This is a genomic window from Mycolicibacterium xanthum (genome assembly GCF_019710635.1).
Lineage (GTDB): Bacteria > Actinomycetota > Actinomycetes > Mycobacteriales > Mycobacteriaceae > Mycobacterium > Mycobacterium xanthum.
Genome location: NZ_JAIFZS010000059.1, coordinates 38,720 through 62,294, shown reverse-complemented (window position 1 = coordinate 62,294; position 23,575 = coordinate 38,720). Strand labels below are relative to the sequence as shown.

At 69.6% G+C, this 23,575-nt stretch carries 21 protein-coding genes; 14 read left to right on the top strand and 7 right to left on the bottom strand.

Annotated elements, in window-relative coordinates; genetic code table 11:
* Positions 1-64: 64 nt before the first annotated feature.
* From JDV09_RS21635 to JDV09_RS21610, 6 genes are all read left to right on the top strand, one after another.
* Positions 65-658, top strand: a complete 594-nt coding sequence (locus JDV09_RS21635; RefSeq protein WP_221371194.1) for a TetR/AcrR family transcriptional regulator — start codon at positions 65-67, stop codon at positions 656-658.
* Positions 651-1,670: a hypothetical protein gene (locus JDV09_RS21630; protein WP_221371193.1), complete on the top strand. Its 1,020-nt coding sequence runs from the start codon at positions 651-653 to the stop codon at positions 1,668-1,670. The genes JDV09_RS21635 and JDV09_RS21630 overlap by 8 nt, the downstream gene beginning before the upstream one ends.
* Positions 1,648-3,339 (top strand): tetratricopeptide repeat protein, encoded by a 1,692-nt coding sequence (locus JDV09_RS21625; RefSeq protein ID WP_221371192.1) that lies wholly within the window; start codon positions 1,648-1,650, stop codon positions 3,337-3,339. The genes JDV09_RS21630 and JDV09_RS21625 overlap by 23 nt, the downstream gene beginning before the upstream one ends.
* A gap of 40 nt (positions 3,340-3,379) precedes the next feature.
* Entirely contained in the window at positions 3,380-3,859 is a 480-nt protein-coding gene (locus tag JDV09_RS21620) for a nucleoside deaminase (RefSeq protein WP_221371191.1), read from the top strand.
* Positions 3,856-5,160, top strand: a complete 1,305-nt coding sequence (locus tag JDV09_RS21615; protein ID WP_221371190.1) for an alpha-amylase family protein — start codon at positions 3,856-3,858, stop codon at positions 5,158-5,160. The genes JDV09_RS21620 and JDV09_RS21615 overlap by 4 nt, the downstream gene beginning before the upstream one ends.
* A 210-nt stretch (positions 5,161-5,370) precedes the next feature.
* Entirely contained in the window at positions 5,371-6,375 is a 1,005-nt protein-coding gene (locus tag JDV09_RS21610) for an esterase family protein (RefSeq protein ID WP_221371189.1), read from the top strand.
* Positions 6,376-6,444: 69 nt separating this feature from the next.
* On the opposite strand, the gene JDV09_RS21605 is transcribed toward JDV09_RS21610, so the two are convergent.
* Complete coding sequence (locus JDV09_RS21605; protein ID WP_221371188.1) at positions 6,445-7,722, bottom strand: ATP-binding protein; 1,278 nt, start codon at positions 7,720-7,722, stop codon at positions 6,445-6,447.
* A 166-nt stretch (positions 7,723-7,888) separates the two neighbouring features.
* On the opposite strand from JDV09_RS21605, the gene lon reads away from it, so the two are divergent.
* From lon to JDV09_RS21590, 3 genes are all read left to right on the top strand, one after another.
* Positions 7,889-10,234: an endopeptidase La gene (gene lon / locus JDV09_RS21600; protein ID WP_221371187.1), complete on the top strand. Its 2,346-nt coding sequence runs from the start codon at positions 7,889-7,891 to the stop codon at positions 10,232-10,234.
* A gap of 36 nt (positions 10,235-10,270) precedes the next feature.
* Positions 10,271-10,603, top strand: a complete 333-nt coding sequence (locus tag JDV09_RS21595) for a TfoX/Sxy family protein (protein WP_221371186.1) — start codon at positions 10,271-10,273, stop codon at positions 10,601-10,603.
* Between the two features lie 61 nt (positions 10,604-10,664).
* Positions 10,665-11,312, top strand: a complete 648-nt coding sequence (locus tag JDV09_RS21590; protein ID WP_221371185.1) for an endonuclease — start codon at positions 10,665-10,667, stop codon at positions 11,310-11,312.
* Here the strand turns inward: JDV09_RS21590 and JDV09_RS21585 are convergent.
* Positions 11,309-12,784, bottom strand: a complete 1,476-nt coding sequence (locus tag JDV09_RS21585; protein ID WP_221371184.1) for an acetyl-CoA acetyltransferase — start codon at positions 12,782-12,784, stop codon at positions 11,309-11,311. The two genes, JDV09_RS21590 and JDV09_RS21585, sit on opposite strands and share 4 nt — an antisense overlap.
* 127 nt (positions 12,785-12,911) lie before the next feature.
* Between JDV09_RS21585 and JDV09_RS21580 the strand changes: the two genes are divergently transcribed.
* The gene (locus JDV09_RS21580; RefSeq protein WP_221371183.1) at positions 12,912-15,413 is read left to right on the top strand and encodes a phosphoketolase family protein; all 2,502 of its coding nucleotides are present in this window, start codon (positions 12,912-12,914) and stop codon (positions 15,411-15,413) included.
* A gap of 71 nt (positions 15,414-15,484) precedes the next feature.
* Positions 15,485-16,255: a CPBP family intramembrane glutamic endopeptidase gene (locus tag JDV09_RS21575; RefSeq protein ID WP_221371182.1), complete on the top strand. Its 771-nt coding sequence runs from the start codon at positions 15,485-15,487 to the stop codon at positions 16,253-16,255.
* A gap of 6 nt (positions 16,256-16,261) precedes the next feature.
* Here JDV09_RS21575 and JDV09_RS21570 read toward each other — a convergent pair whose 3' ends face one another.
* The 3 genes from JDV09_RS21570 to JDV09_RS21560 all read right to left on the bottom strand — a co-directional run bounded on the left by JDV09_RS21570 (position 16,262) and on the right by JDV09_RS21560 (position 18,718).
* Complete coding sequence (locus JDV09_RS21570) at positions 16,262-17,263, bottom strand: zinc-binding alcohol dehydrogenase family protein (protein WP_221371212.1); 1,002 nt, start codon at positions 17,261-17,263, stop codon at positions 16,262-16,264.
* A gap of 49 nt (positions 17,264-17,312) precedes the next feature.
* A complete protein-coding gene (locus JDV09_RS21565) occupies positions 17,313-17,615 on the bottom strand; it encodes a GlsB/YeaQ/YmgE family stress response membrane protein (protein WP_221371181.1) in 303 nt (100 codons plus the stop codon).
* A gap of 134 nt (positions 17,616-17,749) precedes the next feature.
* A complete protein-coding gene (locus JDV09_RS21560) occupies positions 17,750-18,718 on the bottom strand; it encodes an alanine and proline-rich secreted protein Apa (RefSeq protein WP_221371180.1) in 969 nt (322 codons plus the stop codon).
* Positions 18,719-19,096: 378 nt separating this feature from the next.
* Between JDV09_RS21560 and JDV09_RS21555 the strand changes: the two genes are divergently transcribed.
* The 3 genes from JDV09_RS21555 to JDV09_RS21545 all read left to right on the top strand — a co-directional run bounded on the left by JDV09_RS21555 (position 19,097) and on the right by JDV09_RS21545 (position 22,205).
* Positions 19,097-19,777 carry an SDR family oxidoreductase gene (locus JDV09_RS21555; RefSeq protein WP_221371179.1) on the top strand — a complete coding sequence of 227 codons (681 nt, stop codon included), beginning with the start codon at positions 19,097-19,099 and terminating at the stop codon, positions 19,775-19,777.
* A gap of 18 nt (positions 19,778-19,795) precedes the next feature.
* Complete coding sequence (locus tag JDV09_RS21550) at positions 19,796-20,725, top strand: LLM class F420-dependent oxidoreductase (RefSeq protein WP_221371178.1); 930 nt, start codon at positions 19,796-19,798, stop codon at positions 20,723-20,725.
* Between the two features lie 106 nt (positions 20,726-20,831).
* Positions 20,832-22,205 (top strand): type II NADH:quinone oxidoreductase Ndh, encoded by a 1,374-nt coding sequence (locus JDV09_RS21545; RefSeq protein ID WP_221371177.1) that lies wholly within the window; start codon positions 20,832-20,834, stop codon positions 22,203-22,205.
* A 20-nt stretch (positions 22,206-22,225) separates the two neighbouring features.
* Here JDV09_RS21545 and JDV09_RS21540 read toward each other — a convergent pair whose 3' ends face one another.
* Together JDV09_RS21540 and ureG are read right to left on the bottom strand one after the other, a co-directional pair.
* Complete coding sequence (locus JDV09_RS21540) at positions 22,226-22,852, bottom strand: urease accessory protein UreD (RefSeq protein WP_221371176.1); 627 nt, start codon at positions 22,850-22,852, stop codon at positions 22,226-22,228.
* Positions 22,853-23,557, bottom strand: coding sequence for an urease accessory protein UreG (gene ureG / locus JDV09_RS21535; protein WP_221371175.1), 705 nt, complete (start codon positions 23,555-23,557; stop codon positions 22,853-22,855).
* Positions 23,558-23,575 lie beyond the last annotated feature (18 nt).

Sequence of the window (23,575 nt, the reverse complement as noted above, 5' to 3'; positions counted from 1 at the left end):
GTGTGCCTGAGATAACCCGGCACTTCGTAGACAACTGTCTACGAAATGACCTAGCCTGGCCGGTGTGTCAGATCGTGGCCTGAGTACCGACCCCCGCGCGGAGCGGGTCCGCACCCGGCTTCGGGATGCGGCCTTCGCGATGGCCCACGAACGGCGCGTCGACGACATCACCGTGGGCGACCTGGTCGCCAGGGCACAGGTCAGCAGGCAAGTCTTCTACCGGCACTTCCGCGACCGCGACGACGCGGTGGCCAGTGCCTTCACCCACGCATTCGCCGACGCCGTCGGCGACCTCGACGAAAATGACGCCCGGAGCCGGATCCTGCGGCTGTTCGGCTTCGCGGCCGAGCACCGGGCGATGTACCGCAACATCGTTCCCAGCACCGTGACCCAGCACGTGGTCACCGCGTTCCGCGCCGAACTGGCGCCGGCCTGCGAGGAGATCGGCGCGCAGGGCATGGCCACGCTGGCCGCCATCGCGCCGCTTCCCGCCGACGCCGTGACCCGATTCCTGGTCGGCGGATTCATGGAGGTGCTCCGCTCGTGGATGGAGGACCCCGACGCGACCGACCTGCATGCGCGGGTCGCCGCCGCGCTGGACACCGTCGACGCGCTGCTGGGCATCTCGACAGCTCAGAAAGGACCCCACAATGGGTAGACACCACCCCGCCGAGACCCCGGCGTTCCGGGATCGCACGGCGGTGTGCGCCGCGGTGCTCGCGCTGGCCGGGCTGACCGTGTTCGTCATCGCGATGGTCGCCAGCTACTCGGGCGCCTTCGCCAAACCGGCGCTGCACCACATGTCGGTCGCGGTGTCGGGTCCCCCGGCCCTGGTCGAGGGTCTGCAGGATCAGGATGCGTTGCAGGTCGACGAGGTCGGCGATCCGGCCGCGGCCCGCAGCCAGGTGTACGAACGCCGGGCCGACGCCGCGTTCGCCGTAACCCCTGATCACGCGATGACGATCTACGTCGCCGGCGGCGGCGGGCACAGTGTCGCCGCGGCGGCCGAGACGCTGGGCCGGGCGTCCGCCGAGCGGGCCGGGCTGCCCGTCGTCGTCGAGGACGTCGCCCCGACCTCTGCCGGTGACCCGTCGGGCACCGTCGAGTTCTATGCCGTCATCTTCGTCTCGATCGGGGCGTCGCTGGGCGCGGCGCTGCTCGGCCGGCTGATGGGCAGCGTCCGGAGCCCGGCGACGCTGGGACTGCGCCCGTTGTCGCTGGCCGCGTTCTCGGCGGTGCTGGCCGGCGCGGTCACGGTGTACGTCGGGCCGGTGCTGGGCGCACTGGTCGGTCACCCCTGGCAGGTGTTCGGGGCGCTGTGGCTCTACGCGATGGCGGTCGGCGCGGCGGTGACCGGTGTGGCCGCCGCGTTCGGTGTGGTGGCGTCGGTGGTGCTGGGCCTGTTCCTGGTGGTCGTCGGCAACGCGGCCGCCGCGGGCCCGGTCGGTCGTCCGCTGCTGTCGGGCTTCTACTCGACCTTCACCACCCTGGTGCCGCAGGGCTCGGGGGTGTCGCTGCTGCGCAGCGTGTCCTATTTCGGTGGTCACGGCGCGGGCGTCCCACTGGTGACGCTCGCGGTGTGGGCCGCGGCCGGTGGTGCGCTCGCCGTCCTGGCCACCGCCGCGCGGGTGAATTATCGTGCCCTGTATGGACGGCGCGCAGTCATCTGACGGGCCGGATGCGGCCGGGCCCTACTACGACCTGGGCCGATACCACCGCGGCGTCGACACACCGTCGCCCGATGCACAGGTGTGGTTCGACCGTGGACTGGTGTGGGCGTATGCGTTCAATCACGAAGAGGCGATCCGGTGTTTCGAACGCGCCCTGCACCTCGATCCCGACCTCTCGATCGCGCGGTGGGGCATCGCCTATGCGGTCGGACCGAACTACAACAAGGCGTGGGAGGCCTTCGATCCGGTAGACCTGGCCGATTCGCTGGGCCGCGCCCGCGCCGAGCTCGAACTCGCCGCAGGCGGCCGGGCGTCCGCCGTGGAACGTGACCTGATCGGAGCGCTCGCCGAGCGATTCCCCACCGACGACCCGACCGACAGCGATGCGCTGGAGGTGGGCCACAGCGTCTACGCCGACGCGATGTCGTTGCTGCAGCAGAGATATCCGGACGACATCGACATCGCGGCGCTGGCGGCCGACGCCCTGCTCAACGTCACGGCCTGGGCACTGTGGGACAGCAGGACAGGTGATCCGGCGCCCGGTTCGCGGGTGGTGGAGGCCAAGCGGATCCTCGACGGGGCCCTGGCGACGCCGGCGGGCAGACAGCATCCGGGCGTCCTGCATCTGTACATCCACGCGATGGAGATGTCGGCGGCGCCCCAGGATGCACTGCCCGCTGCCGACCTGTTGCGCGGTCTGGTCCCCGACGCCGGACACCTGCGCCATATGCCGAGCCACATCGACGTGCTGTGCGGCAACTACCACGATTCGGTGGTGGCGAATCAGGCCGCCGTGCAGGTGGATCGGCGGTTCGTCGAGCGGGAGGGGCCGCTGAACTTCTACTCCCTGTACCGTGCGCACAACCTGCACTTCGTCGTCTACTCGGCGATGTTCGAGGGCAATTCGGCGGTGGCGCTGCAGGCCGCCGACGAACTCGCCGCCCAACTCACCCCGGAGTTGCTGGCGATCGAGTCGCCGCCGATGGCGGACTGGCTGGAGGCCTTCGTCCCGCTGCGGGTCCACGTGCTGGTCCGCTTCGGCCGTTGGCAGGAGCTGATCGACACCCCGTTGCCCGAGGATCGGGACCTCTACTGCACCACCGCGGCGACCATCCACTACGGCCGCGGTGTGGCATTCGCCGCGACCGGGCGGCTGGCCGAGGCGCGGGCCGAACGCGAGGCCTTCACCGCTGCCTATGAACGGATCCCGGACAGCCGCTACCTGTTCAACAACACCAGCCGCGACATCCTGGCGGTGGCCGACCAGATGCTCACCGGTGAAATCGACTACCGCGAAGGTCGTTTCGATGCCGCGTTCGCCGCGCTGGAGCGCGCCATCGAGCTCGACGACACGCTGCCCTACGACGAGCCGTGGGGCTGGATGCAACCCACCCGGCACGCCTACGGCGCACTGCTGCTCGAGCAGGGCCACGTCGAGCGGGCGGCGCAGGTCTATGCCGCAGACCTCGGGCTGGACCCCACGCTGAGCCGGTCGTGCCAGCACCCGGGCAACGTGTGGAGCCTGCACGGCTATCACGAATGCCTGACCCGGCTCGGTCGTGACGCCGAGGCCGTCATCGTCGGCAGGCAGCTCGAGCTGGCCGCCGCGCGGGCCGACGTCCCCATCGTGGCGTCGTGCGCGTGCCGGCTGGAGGCGTTCGGCCGTTGACTGCCGGATTCGAGGCTGCCTTCTGCGTAGACTCCGGCCTGTGCCGATCAGCGACGACGACCTCGCGCACCTTTCCCGGTGCGTGGACCTCGCCCGCACGGCGCTCGCCGACGGCGATGAGCCGTTCGGATCGCTGCTGACGGATCCCGGCGGGGTGGTGCTGTTCGAGGACCACAACCGCGTCAAGGGCGGCGACGCCACCCGGCATCCCGAGTTCGCCATCGCGCGCTGGGCCGCCGAGCAGCTGTCCCCCGAGATGCGGGCCCGTAGCCCGGTGTACACCTCCGGCGAGCACTGTCCGATGTGTGCGGCGGCGCACGCGTGGGTAGGCCTGGGGCGAATCGTCTACGCCGCGTCGTCGGCCCAGCTGACCCAGTGGCTGCGGGAATGGGGCGCTGCGGCGCCGCCGGTGGCCGCGCTGCCGATCACCGAGGTGGCCCCGGATGCGCACGTCGACGGGCCGGCACCAGAGCTGGCGGAGGAGGTGAAGGCGCTGTACGCGACGGCGTTCGCCGGATGACCGAACCGGCCTGGGTGCAGCACGCGCTCTGGTGGCATGTGTATCCGCTGGGTTTCGTGGGTGCCCACCCGGCCGACCCGGCGCCCGGTCCGCAGCAGCACCGGCTGGAGCACCTGCGTGGCTGGCTGGATCATGCGGTCGAGCTGGGTGCCTCCGGGCTGGCGCTCGGGCCGGTGTTCGCCTCACGCACCCACGGCTACGACACCACCGATCACTACCGCATCGATCCCAGGCTGGGCGACGACGACGATTTCGACCGGCTGGTGAGCGAGTGCCGGAGCCGTGGGCTGCGCCTGCTGCTCGACGGGGTGTTCAACCACGTGGGCACCGAGTTCCCGCGATACCGCGACGCGGTGGCGGGCGGGGACCGCTCCTGGTTCCGGGTGCGCGGCGGGGCCTTCGCGACCTTCGAGGGGCACGACGGCCTGATCGCGCTGAACCACCGCAACGCCGAGGTCGTCGACTACACCGTGGACGTGATGTGCCACTGGCTCGGCCGCGGCGCCGACGGCTGGCGACTCGACGCGGCCTACGCGGTCCCCGACCGGTTCTGGCAGCAGGTGCTGCCGCGGGTGCGCGAGCGGTTCCCGGACGCGTGGTTCGTCGGCGAGGTGATCCACGGCGACTACCCGGCCCGGGTCCGGGACGCCGGGTTCGACTCGGTCACCCAGTACGAGCTGTGGAAGGCGATCTGGAGCAGCCTCAACGACGGGAACTTCCACGAGCTGGACTGGTCGCTGACCCGGCACAACGAATTCCTGGACACGTTCGTGCCGATGACGTTCATCGGCAACCACGACGTCACCAGGATCGCCAGCCAGCTGGTCGAGCCCGAGCACGTCGAGCACGCGCTGACGATCCTGCTGACCACCGGCGGCACGCCCAGTATCTATGCCGGCGACGAGTTCGCCTACCGCGGGGTCAAGGAGGAACGCTTCGGCGGCGACGATGCGGTGCGGCCCGAATTCGGTTCTCCCGGAGAGGGAGTCGGAGAGCACGGCCGGCAGGTCTGGCGATCCCACCAGCATCTGATCGGGTTGCGGCGGCGCAATCCCTGGCTGCACACCGCGCGCACCACTGCGCTGAAGGTCACCAACCGGGGATACGTCTACACGACGCGCAACGGCGACGACGCGCTGATCGTCGCGCTGAACATCGACGACGATCCGATGGCGGTGTCGCTGACCGATCTGGGGGCCGGGCCCGCCGAGGTCGTCGCCGGCTCGGGTGCTCCCCCGCCGGAGGTCCGCACCGACATCGTGGTCGCGCCGCACGGCTGGCTCGTCGCCGCGCCACGCTGAACCCCTTTCATCACTCTATTCCCACTGGTCACAGCTCCTTTCGGCGGTCGCGAGTCCACGCCGAGTCGTAATCGTTAGCCAACCGCGATATCGAATTGCTGTGTCGAGCACGGATTCCCACCGTCGGAGCCGGTTTCATTACGCCTGCAGCACGACGGCGTATTTGCGAGACATGCTGGTCATGTACAGAAAGGTGGGTTGGTTGCCGTTATGAAGTGGAAAGAGAAGTGGCGAGGCACCGCGAGGGCAGCGGCGCGGCGGACGGCAGTTGCCGCCATGGCCGCGGTCACGTTGCCCGCGCTGATCGGCTTCGCCGGGGGTTCGGCGACCGCGGGGGCGTTCTCCCGGCCAGGTCTTCCCGTCGAGTATCTCGACGTGTTCTCGCAGGCGATGAACCGGGATATCCGGGTGCAGTTCCAGGGCGGTGGGCCGCACGCGGTCTACCTGCTCGACGGTCTGCGCGCCCAGGACGATTACAACGGCTGGGACATCAACACCCCGGCGTTCGAGTGGTACTACCAGTCCGGCCTGTCGACGGTGATGCCGGTGGGCGGGCAGTCCAGCTTCTACACCGACTGGTATCAGCCGTCGCGGGGTAACGGCCAGAACTACACCTACAAGTGGGAGACGTTCCTGACCCAGGAGCTGCCCGCCTGGCTGGAAGCCAATCGTGGTGTGTCGCAGACCGGTAACGCCGTCGTCGGCCTGTCGATGGCGGGCAGCGCGGGCCTGACCTACGCGATCTACCACCCGCAGATGTTCATCTATGCCGCCTCGCTGTCGGGCTTCCTGAACCCGTCCGAGGGCTGGTGGCCGATGCTGATCGGGCTGGCGATGAACGACGCCGGCGGCTTCAACGCCGAGAGCATGTGGGGTCCGTCCTCGGATCCGGCGTGGAAGCGCAACGATCCGATGGTCAACATCAACCAGTTGGTGGCCAACAACACCCGGATCTGGGTCTACTGCGGTACCGGCACCCCGTCGGACCTGGACGCCGGTACGCCCGGCAACAACCTGATGGCCGCGCAGTTCCTCGAGGGGTTCACGCTGCGCACCAACATCAGCTTCCGGGACAAGTACATCGCGGCGGGCGGCACCAACGGTGTCTTCAACTTCCCGCCCAACGGCACACACAGCTGGGGCTACTGGGGTCAGCAGCTCCTGCAGATGAAGCCGGACATCCAACGGGTGCTGGGGGCTCAGCCCGCCTTATAACGACCACCCACCCAGGGAGCCTGCCGTTACCCCCGACGGCAGGCTTCCTGCCGTCCGGGGGTCTCACGGTCACAATCGGGTGCGGGTCTCGATGTCCTCGGTGAACTCGCCGAGCATGGCGTCGGTGAGGGTGGGCCGGGTTTCGGCCACGGCGGCCAGGAAGTCGTCGGTGCGCGCGGGTTCACCACGGCGGAACTCGATCTCGCGCTCGAACGCGCACTGGGCGCCCTTGCGCGCGGCGAACTCGATATCGGCCGGGGTGAACATCTCGGTGGCCTCCACCAGCTTGTCGAGCTCCACCATCTCGGCGGTCGCTCCCAGATACCGATTCCAGATCGCCTTGCGCGCAACGGCATCGGGTGGGCCCACCGGAATGATGTAGTCGAACCGGCCCGGGCGCAGGAAGGCCGAATCCAGCGAGCGCACCGAGTTCGTCGCGCAGATCAGCAGTCGATCATCCTGCTGGCGGAACGTCGGGATGAGCTTCAGCAGCTCGTTGGTCACCCCGTGCGCCGGATCCGACGGTATCCCCGATCTCGAGCCCGCGATCTCCTCGACCTCGTCGATGAACACCACGGCCGCCTCGAGCTCGTTCAGGGTGCTGAACATCTCCCGCAGCGCGGTGGGCATCGTCACGCCGGGTGAGGCGAGCCGGGACGGGAAGATCTCGATGAACGGCCAACCGAGCCGTCCCGCAACGGCTTTGGCGAAGCTGGTCTTGCCGGTGCCCGGTGGGCCGAACAGGATGGCCGCCTTCGGCGGTGACACGCCGTAGCGCGCAGCCATGTCGGGCTGGGCCAGTGGCAGCACGATGCGCCGCTCGATCATCCGCTTCTCGGTCTCCATGCCGGCCATGTTCTGCCACAGGCCGTGCCCGATGATCCGGCCGCCCAGGGCGGAGAGCAGCCCGGAGTCCGACGGCCCGACGTGGTCGACCTTCTCGAAGTAGTGCAGGTCCGAACGCTCCGAGTAGCCCGAGTTGCGCAGCGCGGTGGTGCCGGTCGCCTCGGCGGGCAGCAACACGCTGATGCGCCGTGCGCCGAGCGTGCGCAGCCGGACCTCCAGTTCGGCCAGCAGGGCGCTACCGATGCCGCGGTGCCGCCAGCGGCTGCTCAACGCCACCATGGTGATCCAGGCGCGATCGCCGTTGACCTGGGCGACCGCCATGCCGACGAGCTGGTCGGCGACCACGGCGACGACGGCCGGCTGGCCGGCGCGGGCGGCCGAGACCACCTCCGAGACCGGGAATGCGGGAGCGGCCTCGGTGGGCTCCCTGCTCTGGTCCCAGACAGATATCGCCTGGTCGAGGTCGTCGTCGTGGAAATCGCGTAAGCGCCAAGGGGGCATGCCGACAGATCCTGCGGTCCCCGAAGGGTCCGGACATGCCCCGATCGGGTGGCTGCCCGGGGGATGTGTGCGGCCGACCGCCGGTTCTGCCAGGGGCGAAACCGCCGGCGGGAACAAAGGCGACGCCACCAGGGTTGAGCGCATCAGGATCAACTTTGGAGGATTGATGCCCGAAGTTCTGCAAGTTCCCGTGCTCTTCGTCGGCGAGTCGATCGTGCTGCCCGGAATGGTGGTGCCGATCGAACTGGACGACGAGGCGGCGCGGGCTGCGGTCGACGCCGCGCAGGCCAGCGACTCCGGCAAGCTGCTGATCGCGCCCCGGCTCGGCGACCGCTACCCCACCTACGGGGTGCTCGCCTCGATCGTGCAGGTCGGCCGGGTCCCCGGCGGTGGTGCCGCCGCGGTGGTCCGCGGTGAGAAGCGCGCACAGATCGGCGCGGGCGCCGGCGGTGAGGGCTCCGAGCTGTGGGTCTCGGTGACCGAGGTCGCCGAGGCCGAGGTCACCGACGAGGCGAAGGCCCTGGCCGCCGAGTACAAGAAGCTGCTGCTGGCGATGCTGCAGCGCCGGGAGGCGTGGCAGATCGTCGACGTGGTCAACAAGATCACCGACCCGTCGGCGCTGGCCGACACCGCCGGCTACGCGTCCTATCTCGACGACGTACGCAAGCGCGAGCTGCTCGAGACCGAGGACGTGACCGCCCGGTTGCGCCTGTTGATCGACTGGACCGCCGAACATCTGGCCGAGGTCGAGATCAACGACAAGATCGCCGAGGACGTCCGCGTCGGCATGGACAAGCAGCAGAAGGAGTTCCTGCTGCGCCAGCAGCTGGCCGCGATCCGCAAGGAACTCGGCGAAACGGGCCCCGGCGACGACGGCTCCGATGATTACCGGTCCAGAGTCGAGGCCGCCGATCTGCCCGAGAAGGTTCGTGAGGCCGCGCTGCGCGAGGTCGGCAAGCTGGAGCGGTCCAGCGAGCAGAGCCCGGAGGGCGGTTGGATCCGCACCTGGCTGGACACCGTGCTGGGCCTGCCGTGGAACGTCACGACCGAGGACTCGACCGACCTGACCGCGGCCCGGGAGATCCTGGACGCCGACCACCACGGTCTGGAGGACGTCAAGGACCGCATCGTCGAATACCTGGCGGTGCGCGCCCGGCGTGCTCAGCGCGGCATGGCCGTTGTCGGCGGCCGCGGCTCGGGTGCCGTCATGGTGCTGGCCGGCCCGCCGGGGGTCGGCAAGACCTCGCTGGGCGAGTCGGTCGCGCGAGCGCTGGGCCGTGAGTTCGTGCGCGTGGCCCTGGGCGGGGTGCGCGACGAGGCCGAGATCCGCGGTCACCGGCGCACCTATGTCGGCGCGCTGCCCGGACGCATCGTGCGGGCCATCGGCGAGGCGGGGTCGATGAATCCCGTCGTGCTGCTCGACGAGATCGACAAGGTGGGTTCCGACTTCCGTGGTGATCCGGGCGCGGCGCTGCTCGAGGTGCTCGACCCGGCGCAGAACCACACGTTCCGCGACCACTACCTGGACCTGGATCTCGACCTGTCCGATGTGGTGTTCCTGGCGACCGCCAACGTCGTCGACAACATCCCGTCGGCGCTGCTGGACCGCATGGAGCTGGTGACGATCGACGGCTACACCGAGGACGACAAGGTGGCCATCGCCCGCGACTACCTGCTGCCGCGCCAGCAGGAACGGGCGGCGTTGTCGCACGACGAGGTCACCGTGACCGATGCGGCGCTGCGCAAGATCGCCGCCGACTACACCCGCGAACCGGGCGTGCGCCAGTTCGAGCGGCTGCTGGCGAAGGCACTGCGTAAGGCGACCACCAGGCTGGCGGGCGGCGAGATCACCGGTCTGGTCATCGACGAGCCGGATCTCGTCGAGTACCTGGGCCGGCCCCGGTTCACCCCGGAGTCCGCCGAGCGCACCGCGGTGCCGGGCGTGGCGACCGGTCTGGCGGTCACCGGCCTGGGCGGCGACGTGCTCTACATCGAGGCGGGCGCCGACGGGTCGGAGGGCGAGGCCTCGCTCACGCTGACCGGTCAGCTGGGCGACGTGATGAAGGAGTCGGCGCAGATCGCGCTGTCCTACGTGCGCAGCCACGCCGCGGAGCTGGGAGTCGATCCCACCGCGCTCGACCGCCGCATCCATGTGCACGTGCCCGCGGGCGCGGTGCCCAAGGACGGTCCGTCGGCGGGTGTGACCATGGTGACCGCGCTGGTCTCGATGGCGACCGGCCGCCCGGTGCGCGCCGACGTCGGCATGACCGGCGAGGTCACGCTCAACGGGCGGGTGCTGCCGATCGGCGGTGTGAAGCAGAAGCTGCTCGCCGCTCAGCGCGCCGGTCTGTCAACGGTTTTCATCCCGCAGCGCAACGAGCCGGACCTGGATGACGTGCCAGCCGAGGTGCTGGCCGCACTGGACGTCAGGCCGATGACCGACGTGGCGGAGATCGTCGCGCTGGCACTGGAATCCGTGGCCGCACCCGGGCGGGTCGCGACGGCGGCCTGACACGCGGGGGTGAAGGTGCGGCGCTAGCGTGGGTGGGTGGCCTACGACGTCGAACTGGCCGACCGCGTCCGTGAACTCCTCGCCGCCGAACGTGGCGTCGAGGCGAAGCCGATGTTCGGCGGACTGGCGTTCCTGATCAACGGCAACATGTCGGTGGCGGTCAGTTCCCGGGGCGGTCTGATGGTCCGGCTGCCACCCGCCGACGCCGAACGGCTGCTGGCGCGTCCGCACGTCGAGCCGATGATCATGGCGGGCCGCCAGACCCGGGGCTGGCTGCGGGTGGCCACCGGAGGTCTCAAGACCAGACGGCAGCTGGCGGCCTGGGTCGCCCGCGGAATCGACTTCGCCAAGGGCCTGCCGCCGAAGTAGCCCCGGATAACCGACCGATACCCGGTTGTCTACGGGCCGCCGGTTCGGGTACTCCCGTCATATGGAATCGCCGTCGGCACAGCACGTCGTGGAGCGCCTGCTGGCCCGGGCCGGCCGGACCTACGCCGCGGAAGCCGGCATCCGGATGCGCGACAAGCCGATGCCGCTGTTTCAGCTGCTGATCCTGTGCATGCTCGCCAGCAAGCCGATCAGCGCGGCAATCGCGATGCGGGCGGCCCGGGAACTGTTCGCGGCCGGGCTGCGAACCCCGCACGCGATGCTCGACGCCGAACGCTCAACGCTGATCGCGGCGTTCGGCCGCGCCCACTACGTGCGCTACGACGAGAGCTCGGCCACCAGGGCGGTCGCCATCGCCGCCGCGGTCAACGACGAGTACGGCGGCGACCTGCGCAGACTGGCCACCGCCGCCGGCCGCGACATCGGTGAAGCCAGGCGGCTCCTGCACCGGTTCACGGGTATCGGCGACACCGGCGCCGACATCTTCCTGCGCGAGGTGCAGGACACCTGGACCTGGGTGCGGCCGTACTTCGACCAGCGCGCCAGAGATGCCGCGGCCGGCCTCGGCCTGCCCGACGACCCGGCCGAACTGGCCGCGCTGGCACCACGGCAGGCCGCGACGCTGGCCGCTGCGCTGGTGCGGGTGTCGCTGGATCACGACCTGGCCACCGAGGGCCTGAGCGGCGGCTAGCGCAGCGCGGCCGTGCCGTCCGGGTGAACCTGCACCGGCGCACCCGCGATGTCGTCGCGCACCGTCGTCTCGGCGTCCGTCGGGTCGGTGATCACGGCGAGCACCCGGGCATCCTCGGGCGTGCGCACCGCCAGGAACGCCTTCTCCGGTCGCCCGTCGCGGTCGACCGGCGTGGTCCACGACTCCACCGTGCCCACGCCGGTCCACTCCACCAGCGCGGTGCGGGTGGGCTCCCGGTCGACGGTGGATTGCACATCCTCCCAACGGAATTCGTGGGTGGGCGGCTCGGTGCCGTACACCCCGAAGCTGTGTTTGGTCAGATAGCCGCCGTTGGCGGTGATCAGCCCACGCGTTCCCGGCCGGGCGGTCAGCAGCTCGGCCATCGTGGCGATCGAGTGGCTGACGTAGTTGTTCCACGGACCGCCGGCGAAGGTGAGCCCGCCGGTCACCGTCAGCGGGCGGCCCGGATCCCCTACCGGCAGCCCGAGCTCGCGCGCGGCGACCTGCACCGCCGACGGGAAGCAGGAATAGACGTCGACGAGCTCGACGTCGTCGACGGATGCGCCGGCCAGCTCCAGGGCACGCCTGCCGGCGATCCTGATCGCCGGTGAGCCGTGGAACTCGGCCCGCTCCCCGATCGCGTAGGTGTCGTGCGCGTCGGTGCCGGCGTACGGGAACACCCAGCGCTCCGTGGGGATCTGCAGATAGGTGGCTTTCTCTACCGAGGTCAGGATCAACACCGCGGCCTGATCGACCATGTTGTTGGAGTTCATCAGCTTGGTGTACGGCCAGCTGATCATCCGGTTCGCCGGCGAGGGCTGCCAGATCTGCTCGGCGCTGAGCGCCTCCCGGCTCCATGCGTGCGGATTGGTCGCGGCCACGGCGCTGAACTGCGACCAGAGTTCGCCGATGCGCCGCCGGTGTTCGTCGGGGGTTTCCCCGGCGGCGATGCGGACCGCCTGTTCGAACATCGGATACACGTAGGCGGGCCGGTCGAGTTTGATCCGGATCTCCGCGGGCCCGGCCATCGGCACACCTTCGTCGGAGCCGGGCGCGACGGGCACCGATTCGTCCTGGCGGGTCCAGTCCGGTTTGGCTCCGCGGGCGCGCATCCGGCTCCTGGTCCGCCACGTCTCGGAGCCGCCGATGAGGACCACATCGGCGGCCCCGTGCTGGATGTCCAGGCAGGCCAGGTTGACCAGCGTCTGCGGGACGTTGCCGCCCACCCCGGTGTAGCGGGTGACCGCCTTGTCGGCCCGGATCCGCTGTGCGAGAAGAAGACCCGGATCCCGGTAGCGCCAGGACAGCAGTTTGACGATGCGCACGGCGTCGACGGCCTCGAGCACCCGCGGGTCGGCGGCGGCGCGGGCGGCATGCACCATCAGGTCGATCGGCTCCACGGCGGGGTTCTCGTCGCGCTGGCTCACCTGGCCGTAACCGACGAGTACCGGGGTCCTGGGGTCGAGGGGCATGCAGGGGGCCTTTCCTGGTCGGTGAGACGCCCACGATATTCGGTGCGAGAAGAAGTTAACGATCTGGATATGGGGATGCCATCGTCTACCGGTTGGGCAACCGCCGAATGCGCGGTTGGATGGGGAGATGACCACCACCGGTTCCGAGAGCACGTCGACGAACACCTGGAAGGCCGTGGAGCGCACCCCGCTCACCGACGAGCTGGTCACCAAACTCGACCGCTGGTGGCGGGCGGCCAACTACCTGTCGGTCGGCCAGATCTATCTGCTGAGCAATCCCCTGCTGCACACCCCGCTGTCGCGCGACGACGTCAAACCCCGCCTGCTCGGGCACTGGGGCACGACGCCGGGCCTGAACTTCATCTACGCGCACCTCAATCGGGTGATCGAGGAGCGCGGGCAGTCCACGATCTACATCACCGGCCCCGGCCACGGCGGTCCCGGACTGGTGGCCAACGCCTATCTGGACGGCACCTACAGCGAGGTGTATCCCGACATCACCCAGGACGCCGAGGGGATGAGGCGGCTGTTCCGGCAGTTCTCGTTCCCCGGGGGCATTCCGTCGCATGTGGCGCCCGAGACCCCGGGCTCGATCCACGAGGGCGGCGAACTCGGATACGCGCTGTCGCACGCCTATGGCGCCGCGTTCGACAATCCGGACCTGCTGGTCGCCACGGTGATCGGCGACGGTGAGGCAGAGACCGGGGCGCTGGCCACCGGCTGGCACTCCAACAAGCTCACCAACCCCGCCCAGGACGGTGTGGTGCTGCCGATCCTGCACCTCAACGGGTACAAGATCGCCAACCCGACGGTGCTGGCCCGGATCCCCGAGGAAGAGCTGCGCGCCCTGATGGTGGGTTACGGCCACAATCCGTATTTCTTCGAGGTGGCCGACGGCGGCGACGCAACCGCCGAGCACGCCGACGCCCACCGGCGGTTCGCGACGCTGCTGGAAGACGTCCTCGACGAGATCGCCGCCATCAAGGCCAGGGCCGCCGGCGGTGACGATTCCCGGCCGGCGTGGCCGATGATCGTGTTCCGTACGCCCAAGGGGTGGACCGGCCCGGACTACATCGACGGCAAGAAGACCACCGGATCGTGGCGGGCGCACCAGGTGCCGCTGGCCAACGCCCGCGACACCGCCGAGCACCTGGGTGTGCTCGCCGACTGGCTGGCCTCCTACCGGCCCGGGGAGCTGTTCGACGCCGACGGCAGGCTGCTGGCCGACATCGCCGAGCTGGCCCCGTCCGGCCACCTGCGGATGAGCGACAACCCGCACGCCAACGGTGGGCTGCTGCTCAGGGACCTGCGGCTGCCCGACTTCCGTGATTTCGGTGTCGAGGTACCCGCCCCGGGCGCCTCGATCGCCGAGGCCACCCGGGTGCTCGGACAGTGGCTGACCGAGGTGGTCAGGCTCAACCCCGACAACTTCCGCATCTTCGGCCCCGACGAGACCGCGTCGAACCGGCTGCAGGCGGTGTTCGACGCCACCGACAAGCAGTGGAACGCCGAGCTCATCGGGCCGGAGGTCGACGAACATCTCGCCCGCGTGGGCCGGGTGGTCGAGATGCTCTCCGAGCACCAGTGCCAGGGCTGGCTCGAGGGGTACCTGCTGACCGGCAGGCACGGGCTGTTCAACTGCTACGAGGCGTTCATCCACATCATCGACTCGATGTTCAACCAGCATGCCAAGTGGCTGAAGGTGACCGACCACATCCCGTGGCGCCGGCCCATCGCCAGCCTGAACTACCTGCTGAGCAGCCATGTGTGGCGCCAGGACCACAACGGGTTCTCCCATCAGGACCCCGGCTTCATCGACCACGTGGTCAACAAGAGCGCCGGCGTGGTGCGGGTGTACCTGCCGCCGGATGCCAATACCCTGCTGTCGACCTATGACCACTGCCTGCGGTCGCGCCAGTACGTCAACGTCGTGGTTGCGGGCAAGCAGCCGCACCCGAACTTCCTGACGATGGAGCAGGCGGTGGCGCACTGCACCCGGGGGCTGGGCATCTGGGAATGGGCGGGATCCGAGGTGCTGGGTACCGACCCCGACGTGGTGATCGCCGCGGCCGGCGATGTGCCGACGCTGGAGGCGCTGGCGGCCGTCGACATGTTGCGCACCCACCTGCCCGACCTGAAGGTCCGGTTCGTCAACGTGGTCGACCTGATGCGGCTGCAGGACGAGTCCGAGCATCCGCACGGGATGTCCGACCGCGACTTCGACATGATCTTCACCAGGGACAAGCCGATCATCTTCGCCTACCACGGCTATCCGTGGCTGATCCACCGGCTGACCTACCGGCGCGCCGGGCACAACAACCTGCACGTGCGCGGCTACAAGGAAGAGGGCACCACGACGACGCCGTTCGACATGGTGATGCTCAACGACCTCGACCGCTACCACCTGGTGATCGACGTGATCGACCGGGTGGAGTCGCTGGGTTCGACGTGCGCCACGCTGCGCCAGCAGATGGCCGACAAGCGGATCGCCGCCCGCGAGTACACCCGCACCCACGGCGACGACATCCCGGAGGTCAGGGACTGGGTGTGGCCTGCGGCGCGCCGGTTGGGTGTGGCGGCGGCCACCGGCGTCACCGGCGCCACCGCCACCGGCGGCGACAACGAATAGTGCGCCGACTTCAGTGACTTGAGCCACAGCGGGCAGGCGTCGACGCTGCGGGCCGGTAACCTGGAGCGGTTATGTCTGACGTCAGCGCGGCCGCCGTAGCGGGAGAGCAGCATCATCCGTGGCTCGCGCAGCTGTCTGCGCTGCACCACGTCCGGATCTACGTGGACATCGCGGTGGTCGTCGTCGTGCTGGCCCTGACCAACCTGCTGGCGCATTTCACCACTCCGTGGGCCAACGTCGCGGTTGTTCCGGCGGCGGCGATCGGATTGGTGTGGCTGATTCGTCACCGGGGCCTGGGCTGGTCCGAACTCGGGCTCGGTCGCGAACACTGGAAGTCCGGTCTCGGGTACGCGCTGGCGGCGGTCGGGCTGGTCGGCGCGGTGATCGCGGTGGGCGCCCTGCTGCCGTGGACGCGGCCGATGTTCCTCAACAACAACTACGCGACGCTCTCGGGCGCGCTGATCGCGTCGATGATCATCATCCCGCTGCAGACCGTGATTCCCGAGGAGTTGGCGTTCCGCGGGGTGCTGCACGGTGCGCTGGACCGGGCGTGGGGGTGGCGCGGGGTGGCCGCCGCCGGCTCGCTGCTGTTCGGGCTGTGGCACATCGCCACCTCGATGGGTCTGACCGCCAGCAACGTCGGTTTCACCAAGATTCTCGGCGGCGGTGTCTTCGGCATGGTTGCCGGTGTGGTGGGGGCCGTGCTGGCCACCGCCGCGGCCGGATTCGTGTTCACCTGGCTGCGCCGCCGCAGTGGCAGCCTGATCGCGCCGATCGCGCTGCACTGGTCCCTCAACGGACTCGGGGCGTTGGCCGCCGCGATGGTGTGGCACCTGTCCTGAGCCGTTTCAGACGATCAGCACCGCCGCTCCCGACACCCGCCCCGCGCTCAGGTCGCCGAGGGCCTCGTCGGCGCGGTCCAGCGGGTACTGCGGGCAGGTGACTTCGAGCCGGTGACGTGCGGCGAACTCCAGGAAGGCGTGGGCGTCGGCCCTGGTGTTGGAGGTGACGGAGCGGATCTGGCGCTCCTGGAACAGGTGGTGCTGGTAGTTCAGCACCGGGATGTCGCTGAGGTGGATCCCGGCGATCGCCAGCGTGCCGCCGCGGTCCAGCGCCTCCAGGGCGGGTAGGACCAGGTCGCCGACCGGCGCGAAGAGGATTGCGGAATCCAGCGGCACCGGCGGCGGGTCGGCGGCGCCCTGCACCGAGGCGGCGCCCAGGTCCCGGGCGAGCTGCCGGGCCGCGTCGCCGCGGGTCATCACGTGTATCTCCGCACCGCCGGCGAGCGCCACCTGGGCGGTCAGGTGGGCGCTGCCGCCGAACCCGTAGATGCCCAGCCGGCCTCCCGGTGGCAGCTCCGCGCGCAGCAGCGACCGGTAACCGATGATGCCCGCACACAGCAGAGGCGCCAGCTCGGTGTCGGCGTACCCGGCCGGCAGCGGCAGGGCGAACGCCGCGGGCACCGTGGCGAACTCGGCATAGCCACCGTCGGCGTCCCACCCGGTGTAGCGCGACTGCGGGCACAGGTTCTCCCGGCCGCGACGGCAGTACTCGCACTCGCCGCAGGTGTGGCGCAGCCACGCGATGCCCACCCGGTCGCCCACCGCGAGCTCGGTGTCCACACCCGGCCCGATCTGGACGACCTCCCCGACCACCTCGTGGCCGGGGACGACGTCGCGGCGATGCACCGGCAGGTCACCCTCGGCGACGTGCAGGTCGGTGCGGCACACGCCACAGGCGCGCACCGCGACCAACAACTCACCCGGCCCGGGGCGCGGGACGTCGACGGTGGTACGCACCAGCGGGGTGCTGGACATCGGGCCTGGGCGGCGTACCTGCCAGGCACGCATCGTGGAGTCGCTCACCCTCCCACGATGCCACGGGTCACCGGTGCGGGCGTCAGGCCTTCTTCTGGAACAGCCCGACGATCCAGAGCAGGATGACCGCGCCCAGGATGGCCGTGAACAGGGTGAACCACCAACCACCACCGGCGGTGTCGAGGAAGAAACTCAGCAGGAACCCGCCGATCAGGGCACCGACCACGCCGATCACGATGTTCATCAGGATGCCCGAACCGGAGCCCTTGACGATCTTGCCCGCGATCCACCCGGCGATGGCGCCGATGATGATGTAACTGATCCACCCCACGCTCGTCAGGGTGGAGGAGCGTGCGAGGAAATCGGTAGCCGCAACGATGTCCATGAAAAGTCTCCCGCCTGTCACCAGCCGATACCCGGAGCGGGCGCAACCGGGCTATGTCCTAGGTATACGCCCGCTGGGTAACGGTTGGGCGGTGCATACGGAAACGATCGGGCGAGAGGTCCCGTCCTGTCCCGCTACGCCGGCGGCAGCATTCCCGGCGCGGTGGCCGGGTCGACCGGAACGGGCACACCGACCCCGGCGGGTGCTGGCGGCGGCGGCGGCGCGTTCGGATCCGGCGGCGGCGCGTTCGGGTCCGGCGGGGGCGCGTTCGGATCCGGCGGCGGCGGAGGTGGCGGAGGTGGTGGCGCCCACGGCCGGATCGAGCTGGCCAGCGCGACCGCGTCGGCCTGTGGGATCGGATTGTTCGCGGTACCCAGCCACACCACGAACCAGCGTTCCGGCGCCCGCTGGCCGCGGGGGGTGCCCGCTGGGGTGGGCGCGCCGACGACACCGGCCCAGATCTGCCCGTTGGGCTTGTTGGTGTCGGTGAACTTCACCTCGTAGTAGGACGCGACGCCGGTCATGCCGTCGGCGTCGAGCGGGACGACCTGCTGGTTGATCCTGGTGCCGGGGAACGGCATGAAGAACTCGCCCATGTCCGAGGACAGCCGCTGGGCGGCCTTGGTGTTGTCGTCCTCGGCGCCGGCGAACAGCTTCAGGTCCAGCCGGCCGAGCAGCACGCTGGTGTCGTTGGGCGGTTCGGCGCCGTCCGGGGTGACCTTGGTCAGCAGGGCCTGCCCGTAGGACAACTGGGTGGCGTCGGCGACCTCCCACCCGGGTGGCACCACGTAGCTGAACCCGCCTGCGGCGTTGTCGACACGCCCGGGCTCCGGCGGCGGTGGGGCGTTCGGGTCGGGCGGGGGCGCGTTCGGGTCGGCCGGCGGCGGCGCGGGCGCGTTCGGGTCGGCCGGTGGCGGCGACTCCGGCGGTGGTGCGCCCTCGACCGCGGTGTCCGGCGGTGGTGGCGGCGGGGCAGGGGCGGGTTGGGCTTGGGCGACCCCGGGCAGCGTCAAGGCCGCCACGGTGGCGCCCGTCAGCGCCACCAGCCCGAGGGACTTGGGCAGACCCCTGCGTCGGCGAGGGTGTGCGTCCGGCTGATCCATGGAGAAGAAACTACCGTGTTACCACCGTGACGCAAGTGTGAGTTGCTGAAAATGTTTTCAGCTGAGATCTTGCTGTAAGCACAATATCAGCTGTTCAGAGGATATTAATGAAGTAACTGGCAGCACAAAGGCCCCCACCCGTGTGGCGCGGGGGTCTGCGCCTCGTCGGAGCTGCAGGGGCGAACGATCGCTGCGGCTTCCTTCTCCCTTCATCGCGCCGGCCGAACGTGTCGTTACCCACATGTGTCACCGGCCGCCCGAGGGGTCGGGCGCGCCGAACGCCCGCACCTTGCTACTGTCCGGTAACACTTGCTACTGTCCGGTAACATTGGCCGGACCCGCTGGGGTTCAGCGTTGAACACGACAGGAGGGCCGACGATGGATGTGTTGATCACGGGCTGCGACACCGATCTGGGCCGGACGATCGCGGAAGGCTTCTGCGCGGCCGGGCACACCGTGGTGATCGCGGGTGCCCATCGCGAAGAACTCGAGGTCCTCGCGAAGGAACTCGAGCTCGCCGAGGGCCGGGCGATCGTGGTCGACAACACCGACCCCGCCGCCATCGCCGCAGCGCACGGCCAGTTCCCCGCCCACCTGGACACCATCGTCAACGTCCCGGCCCCGGTGAGGCAGGGCGGCGATCCCCGTACCTACACGCTGGCCGACCACGCCGCGGAGTGGCGCGGGCTGTTCGATGCCGCGGTGGTCTCGGCGATGTTGACGGTTCAGGTACTCGGTGACCATCTGCGCTCCGGCGGCTCCGTGGTCACGGTGATCCCCGATCCGGCGGTCGAAGGCAGTGCCGGCGCCGCGGTCAAGGCCGCGGTCTCGGAGTGGACCGCGGGTCAGGCCCAGTCCTTCGGCACCCGGGGGATCACGGTCAACGCGGTCGCCGCCGGACGTGGCGCCGAGCGGGGCTACGACGGGCTGGACAGTGCGACGCCGACGGTCAGCGCCGAGATCGCCCGGCTGTCGCTGTTCCTGACCACCCCGGCCGCCCGCCACATCACCGGGCAGACGCTGCACGTCAGCCACGGGGCGTTGGCGCACTTCGGCTGACGGTCTACGGTCGATGGAGTGAGCATTCGTCTCGGACTCCAGATCAACAACTTCAGCTACGGCACCGGGGTCGGTGAGCTCTTCCCCACCGTCATCGCCCAGGCGCAGGAGGCCGACGCCGCCGGCTTCGACGCCGTCTTCGTGATGGACCACTTCTACCAACTGCCCGGGATCGGCACGCCGGATCAGCCCATGCTCGAGGCGTACACGGCGTTGGGCGCGCTGGCCACCGCCACCGAGCAGGTGCAGCTGGGCACGCTGGTCACCGGCAATACCTACCGGAACCCGACCCTGCTGGCGAAGGCGATCACCACGCTCGACGTGATCAGCGCCGGCCGGGCGGTGCTGGGCATCGGCACCGGATGGTTCGAGCTCGAACATGATCAGCTCGGCTACGAGTTCGGCACCTTCACCGACCGGTTCGACAAGCTCGGCGAGGCCCTGCAGATCATTCTTCCGATGCTCAAGGGCGAGCGGCCGACGTTCTCCGGCAGGTACTACCGCACCGAGCAGGCGATGGCCAATCCCCTTTTCCGCGAACACATTCCGCTGATGATCGGTGGCAGCGGCGAGAGGAAGACGATCCCGCTGGCGGCGCGACACTTCGACCACCTCAACGTGATCGCCGACTTCGACGAACTGGCCCGCAAGGTCGCCGTGGTCAAGCAGCGGTGCGAGGAGATCGACCGGGATCCGGCCACGCTGGAGACCAGCATGCTGGTGGGCGCGGTCGTCGGTGAAGGCGTCGGCCCGGAGCTGATCCCTGAGGACGTCAGGCAGCGCGTGGTCGCGGGCAGCGCCGAGCAGGTCGCCGAGCTGATCAAGGCCAAGGTGCTCGACGCCGGCATCGACGGGGTCATCGTGCACATCCCGACCCAGGTGGTCGGATTCCAGCCCGGGCAGATCACCGCGCTGGGCGAGGCGCTCAAACCGCTCGTCGCCGGGTGAACAACGGGTGCGGTGGTTCAGCTCACCGCGCTTGCCGGGAGGGCTCCCACTAACCTGTTCGTTGTACGAGGTAGATGAGGAACGGCTACGTCCGCAAGGAGCAGCAATGAGCCATCCCGGAGCCACGGTTTCCGATCGGCACAAAGTGGTCATCATCGGGTCCGGATTCGGCGGATTGACCGCGGCCAAGACGCTCAAGAAGGCCGACGTCGACATCAAGATGATCGCCCGCACCACCAATCACCTGTTCCAGCCGCTGCTGTATCAGGTTGCGACCGGCATCATCTCCGAGGGCGAGATCGCGCCCGCGACCCGGGTGATCCTGCGCAAGCAGAAGAACACCCAGGTGCTGCTCGGCGACGTCACTCACGTCGACCTGGATGCCAAGACGGTCCGCTCGGAGTTGCTCGGGCACACCTACGTCACGCCCTATGACAGCCTGATCATCGCGGCCGGCGCCGGGCAGTCCTACTTCGGCAACGACCATTTCGCCGAGTGGGCCCCGGGCATGAAGTCGATCGACGATGCGCTGGAGTTGCGCGGCCGCATCCTCGGGGCCTTCGAGCAGGCCGAACGCTCCAGCGACCCGGTGCGCCGGGAGAAGCTGCTGACCTTCGTCGTGGTCGGCGCCGGGCCGACCGGCGTCGAGATGGCCGGGCAGATCGCCGAGTTGGCCGACCACACGCTGAAAGGCACATTCCGGCACATCGATTCGACCAGGGCCCGGGTCATCCTCCTCGACGCGGCTCCGGCCGTGCTTCCCCCGATGGGCGAGAAGCTCGGCAAGAAGGCGGCGGCGCGGCTGGAGAAGATGGGGGTGGAGATCCAACTCAACGCCATGGTGACCGACGTGGACCGCAACGGCATCACGGTCAAGGACCCCGACGGCACCATCCGGCGGATCGAGGCTGCGTGCAAGGTCTGGTCGGCCGGGGTGTCGGCCAGCCCGCTCGGTCGCGACCTCGCCGAGCAGTCCGGCGTCGAACTCGACCGGGCCGGACGCGTGAAGGTGCTGCCGGACCTGTCGGTCCCGGGTCACCCGGACGTATTCGTCGTCGGCGACATGGCCTTCGTCGACGGGGTTCCCGGCATGGCCCAGGGCGCGATCCAGGGTGGCCGTTACGCCGCCAAGGCGATCGTCGCGGGGATCAAGGGCGCCGACCCGGCGGCCCGTGAACCGTTCAAGTACTTCGACAAGGGCTCGATGGCCACGGTGTCGAAGTTCAGCGCGGTCGCCAAGATCGGCAAGATCGAGTTCGGCGGGTTCATCGCGTGGCTGGCCTGGTTGTTCCTGCACCTGATCTATCTGGTCGGGTTCAAGACCAAGATCGTCACGATGCTGTCGTGGACGGTGACGTTCCTGGGCCGCAGCCGCGGTCAGCTGACCATCACCGAGCAGCAGGCCTACGCGCGGACCCGCATCGAGGAACTCGAGGAGATCGCCGCGTCGGTACAGGACAGCGAGAAAGCCGCGAGCTGACACCACCGGCGGGCGCCGGCTCAGAGCCGGTCACCCTGCCAGGTGCTCAGACATCCGCCCCCGGCGAGGGCCAGCGTCACGCCGGGACCGTCGGCGGTGTTGTGCGGGTAGTTCAATTCGCTGACATACGCCAGCGGTGCGGCGATCTCGTCGTCGGCGATTGACCCCCGGCCCAACTCCACCCGGTGCCTCAGCAACGGAGCCCGGTCGGCGTCGGCGTGCAGCGAGCCCGACCAGAATCCTTCGCGCTCACCGGATCTGCCGATCTGTACCCGTTCCCGGAACCGGATGCTGCCCGCCTCGGTGAGGCTGAGCCGGGTGGTGGTGATGTGCCGTGACGACGCGGCGACGATGGTCGGCTGCGGGTCGATGTCCAGCTCCCCGGCCACCTCCAGCGTCCAGGACGCCTGCGATTCGGCGGTCACCGGACCCGGCAACGTCATCGTGGCCGCGACCGTGCGCAGCGTCAGCCGGGCACCGGGCTCCACCACGACGCGTACGTGGATCGAGTCACCGCCCAGCGGAGTCTGCGCCGACGACACCAGGTGCACGGTGTCGACGCCGGTGCGGCGCGCGGCGATGCCGCCCGTGCATTCGATGTGCGGCGAGCGCCCGGGCCGGGCGACGAGGACGACGTCTGACCGCACCTACACCGCCTGGGCGACCCGCAGCTGCTCGCGGACCCACCCGAGCACCGCGGTGGCGGCCGGATCCTCGGTCAGCGAGATCAACGCGGTGGGCCGACCGCCACGGACCGCCGCGGCGTCGCGGCGCATCACGTCGAGGTCGGCGCCGACCAGCGGGGCGAGGTCGGTCTTGTTGACGACCAGCAGGTCCGAGAACGTGACCCCGGGGCCGCCCTTGCGGGGCACCTTGTCCCCGCCGGCCACGTCGATCACGAAGATCTGCACGTCGACCAGGCCCGACGAGAACGTCGCGGTGAGGTTGTCGCCGCCGGACTCGACGAGGATCAGGTCGAGCGTGGTGCCAGGCCCGGAATGCGACGCGATCAGATCGTCGATCGCGTCGAGGTTGGCGGTGATGTCGTCGCGGATCGCGGTGTGCGGGCAGCCGCCGGTCTGAACGGCGGCGATCCGGTCGTCGGGCAGCACCGCGTTGCGGCGCAGGAAGTCGGCGTCCTCGGTGGTGTAGATGTCGTTGGTCAGCACCGCCAGCGAAAGCTCGTCGCGCAGCTGCCGGCACAGCGCAGCCACCAGCGCGGTCTTCCCGGAGCCGACCGGACCGCCCACCCCGATCCGCAGCGGCTCCCCCGGCGTGCGCACCCGTCGGGGCCGCTCGGTGTGGTCATGGGGCCGGCCAGCCGAGTCGGACGAGAGGAAATGCGGGGGCATCGGGTCAATCCTTACTTC

What these genes read in the sequence shown, in the direction of transcription:
- JDV09_RS21610 (WP_221371189.1), top strand. Translation starts at nt 5,371, where the DNA reads ATGAAGTGGAAAGAGAAGTGGCGAGGCACCGCGAGGGCAGCGGCGCGG.
- lon (WP_221371187.1), top strand. Translation starts at nt 7,889, where the DNA reads ATGCCCGAAGTTCTGCAAGTTCCCGTGCTCTTCGTCGGCGAGTCGATC.
- JDV09_RS21615 (WP_221371190.1), top strand. Translation starts at nt 3,856, where the DNA reads ATGACCGAACCGGCCTGGGTGCAGCACGCGCTCTGGTGGCATGTGTAT.
- JDV09_RS21545 (WP_221371177.1), top strand. Translation starts at nt 20,832, where the DNA reads ATGAGCCATCCCGGAGCCACGGTTTCCGATCGGCACAAAGTGGTCATC.
- JDV09_RS21560 (WP_221371180.1), bottom strand. Translation starts at nt 18,718, where the DNA reads ATGGATCAGCCGGACGCACACCCTCGCCGACGCAGGGGTCTGCCCAAG.
- JDV09_RS21570 (WP_221371212.1), bottom strand. Translation starts at nt 17,263, where the DNA reads ATGCGTGCCTGGCAGGTACGCCGCCCAGGCCCGATGTCCAGCACCCCG.
- JDV09_RS21555 (WP_221371179.1), top strand. Translation starts at nt 19,097, where the DNA reads ATGGATGTGTTGATCACGGGCTGCGACACCGATCTGGGCCGGACGATC.
- JDV09_RS21625 (WP_221371192.1), top strand. Translation starts at nt 1,648, where the DNA reads ATGGACGGCGCGCAGTCATCTGACGGGCCGGATGCGGCCGGGCCCTAC.
- JDV09_RS21575 (WP_221371182.1), top strand. Translation starts at nt 15,485, where the DNA reads ATGTCTGACGTCAGCGCGGCCGCCGTAGCGGGAGAGCAGCATCATCCG.
- JDV09_RS21585 (WP_221371184.1), bottom strand. Translation starts at nt 12,784, where the DNA reads ATGCCCCTCGACCCCAGGACCCCGGTACTCGTCGGTTACGGCCAGGTG.
- JDV09_RS21590 (WP_221371185.1), top strand. Translation starts at nt 10,665, where the DNA reads ATGGAATCGCCGTCGGCACAGCACGTCGTGGAGCGCCTGCTGGCCCGG.
- JDV09_RS21630 (WP_221371193.1), top strand. Translation starts at nt 651, where the DNA reads ATGGGTAGACACCACCCCGCCGAGACCCCGGCGTTCCGGGATCGCACG.
- JDV09_RS21605 (WP_221371188.1), bottom strand. Translation starts at nt 7,722, where the DNA reads ATGCCCCCTTGGCGCTTACGCGATTTCCACGACGACGACCTCGACCAG.
- JDV09_RS21580 (WP_221371183.1), top strand. Translation starts at nt 12,912, where the DNA reads ATGACCACCACCGGTTCCGAGAGCACGTCGACGAACACCTGGAAGGCC.
- ureG (WP_221371175.1), bottom strand. Translation starts at nt 23,557, where the DNA reads ATGCCCCCGCATTTCCTCTCGTCCGACTCGGCTGGCCGGCCCCATGAC.
- JDV09_RS21565 (WP_221371181.1), bottom strand. Translation starts at nt 17,615, where the DNA reads ATGGACATCGTTGCGGCTACCGATTTCCTCGCACGCTCCTCCACCCTG.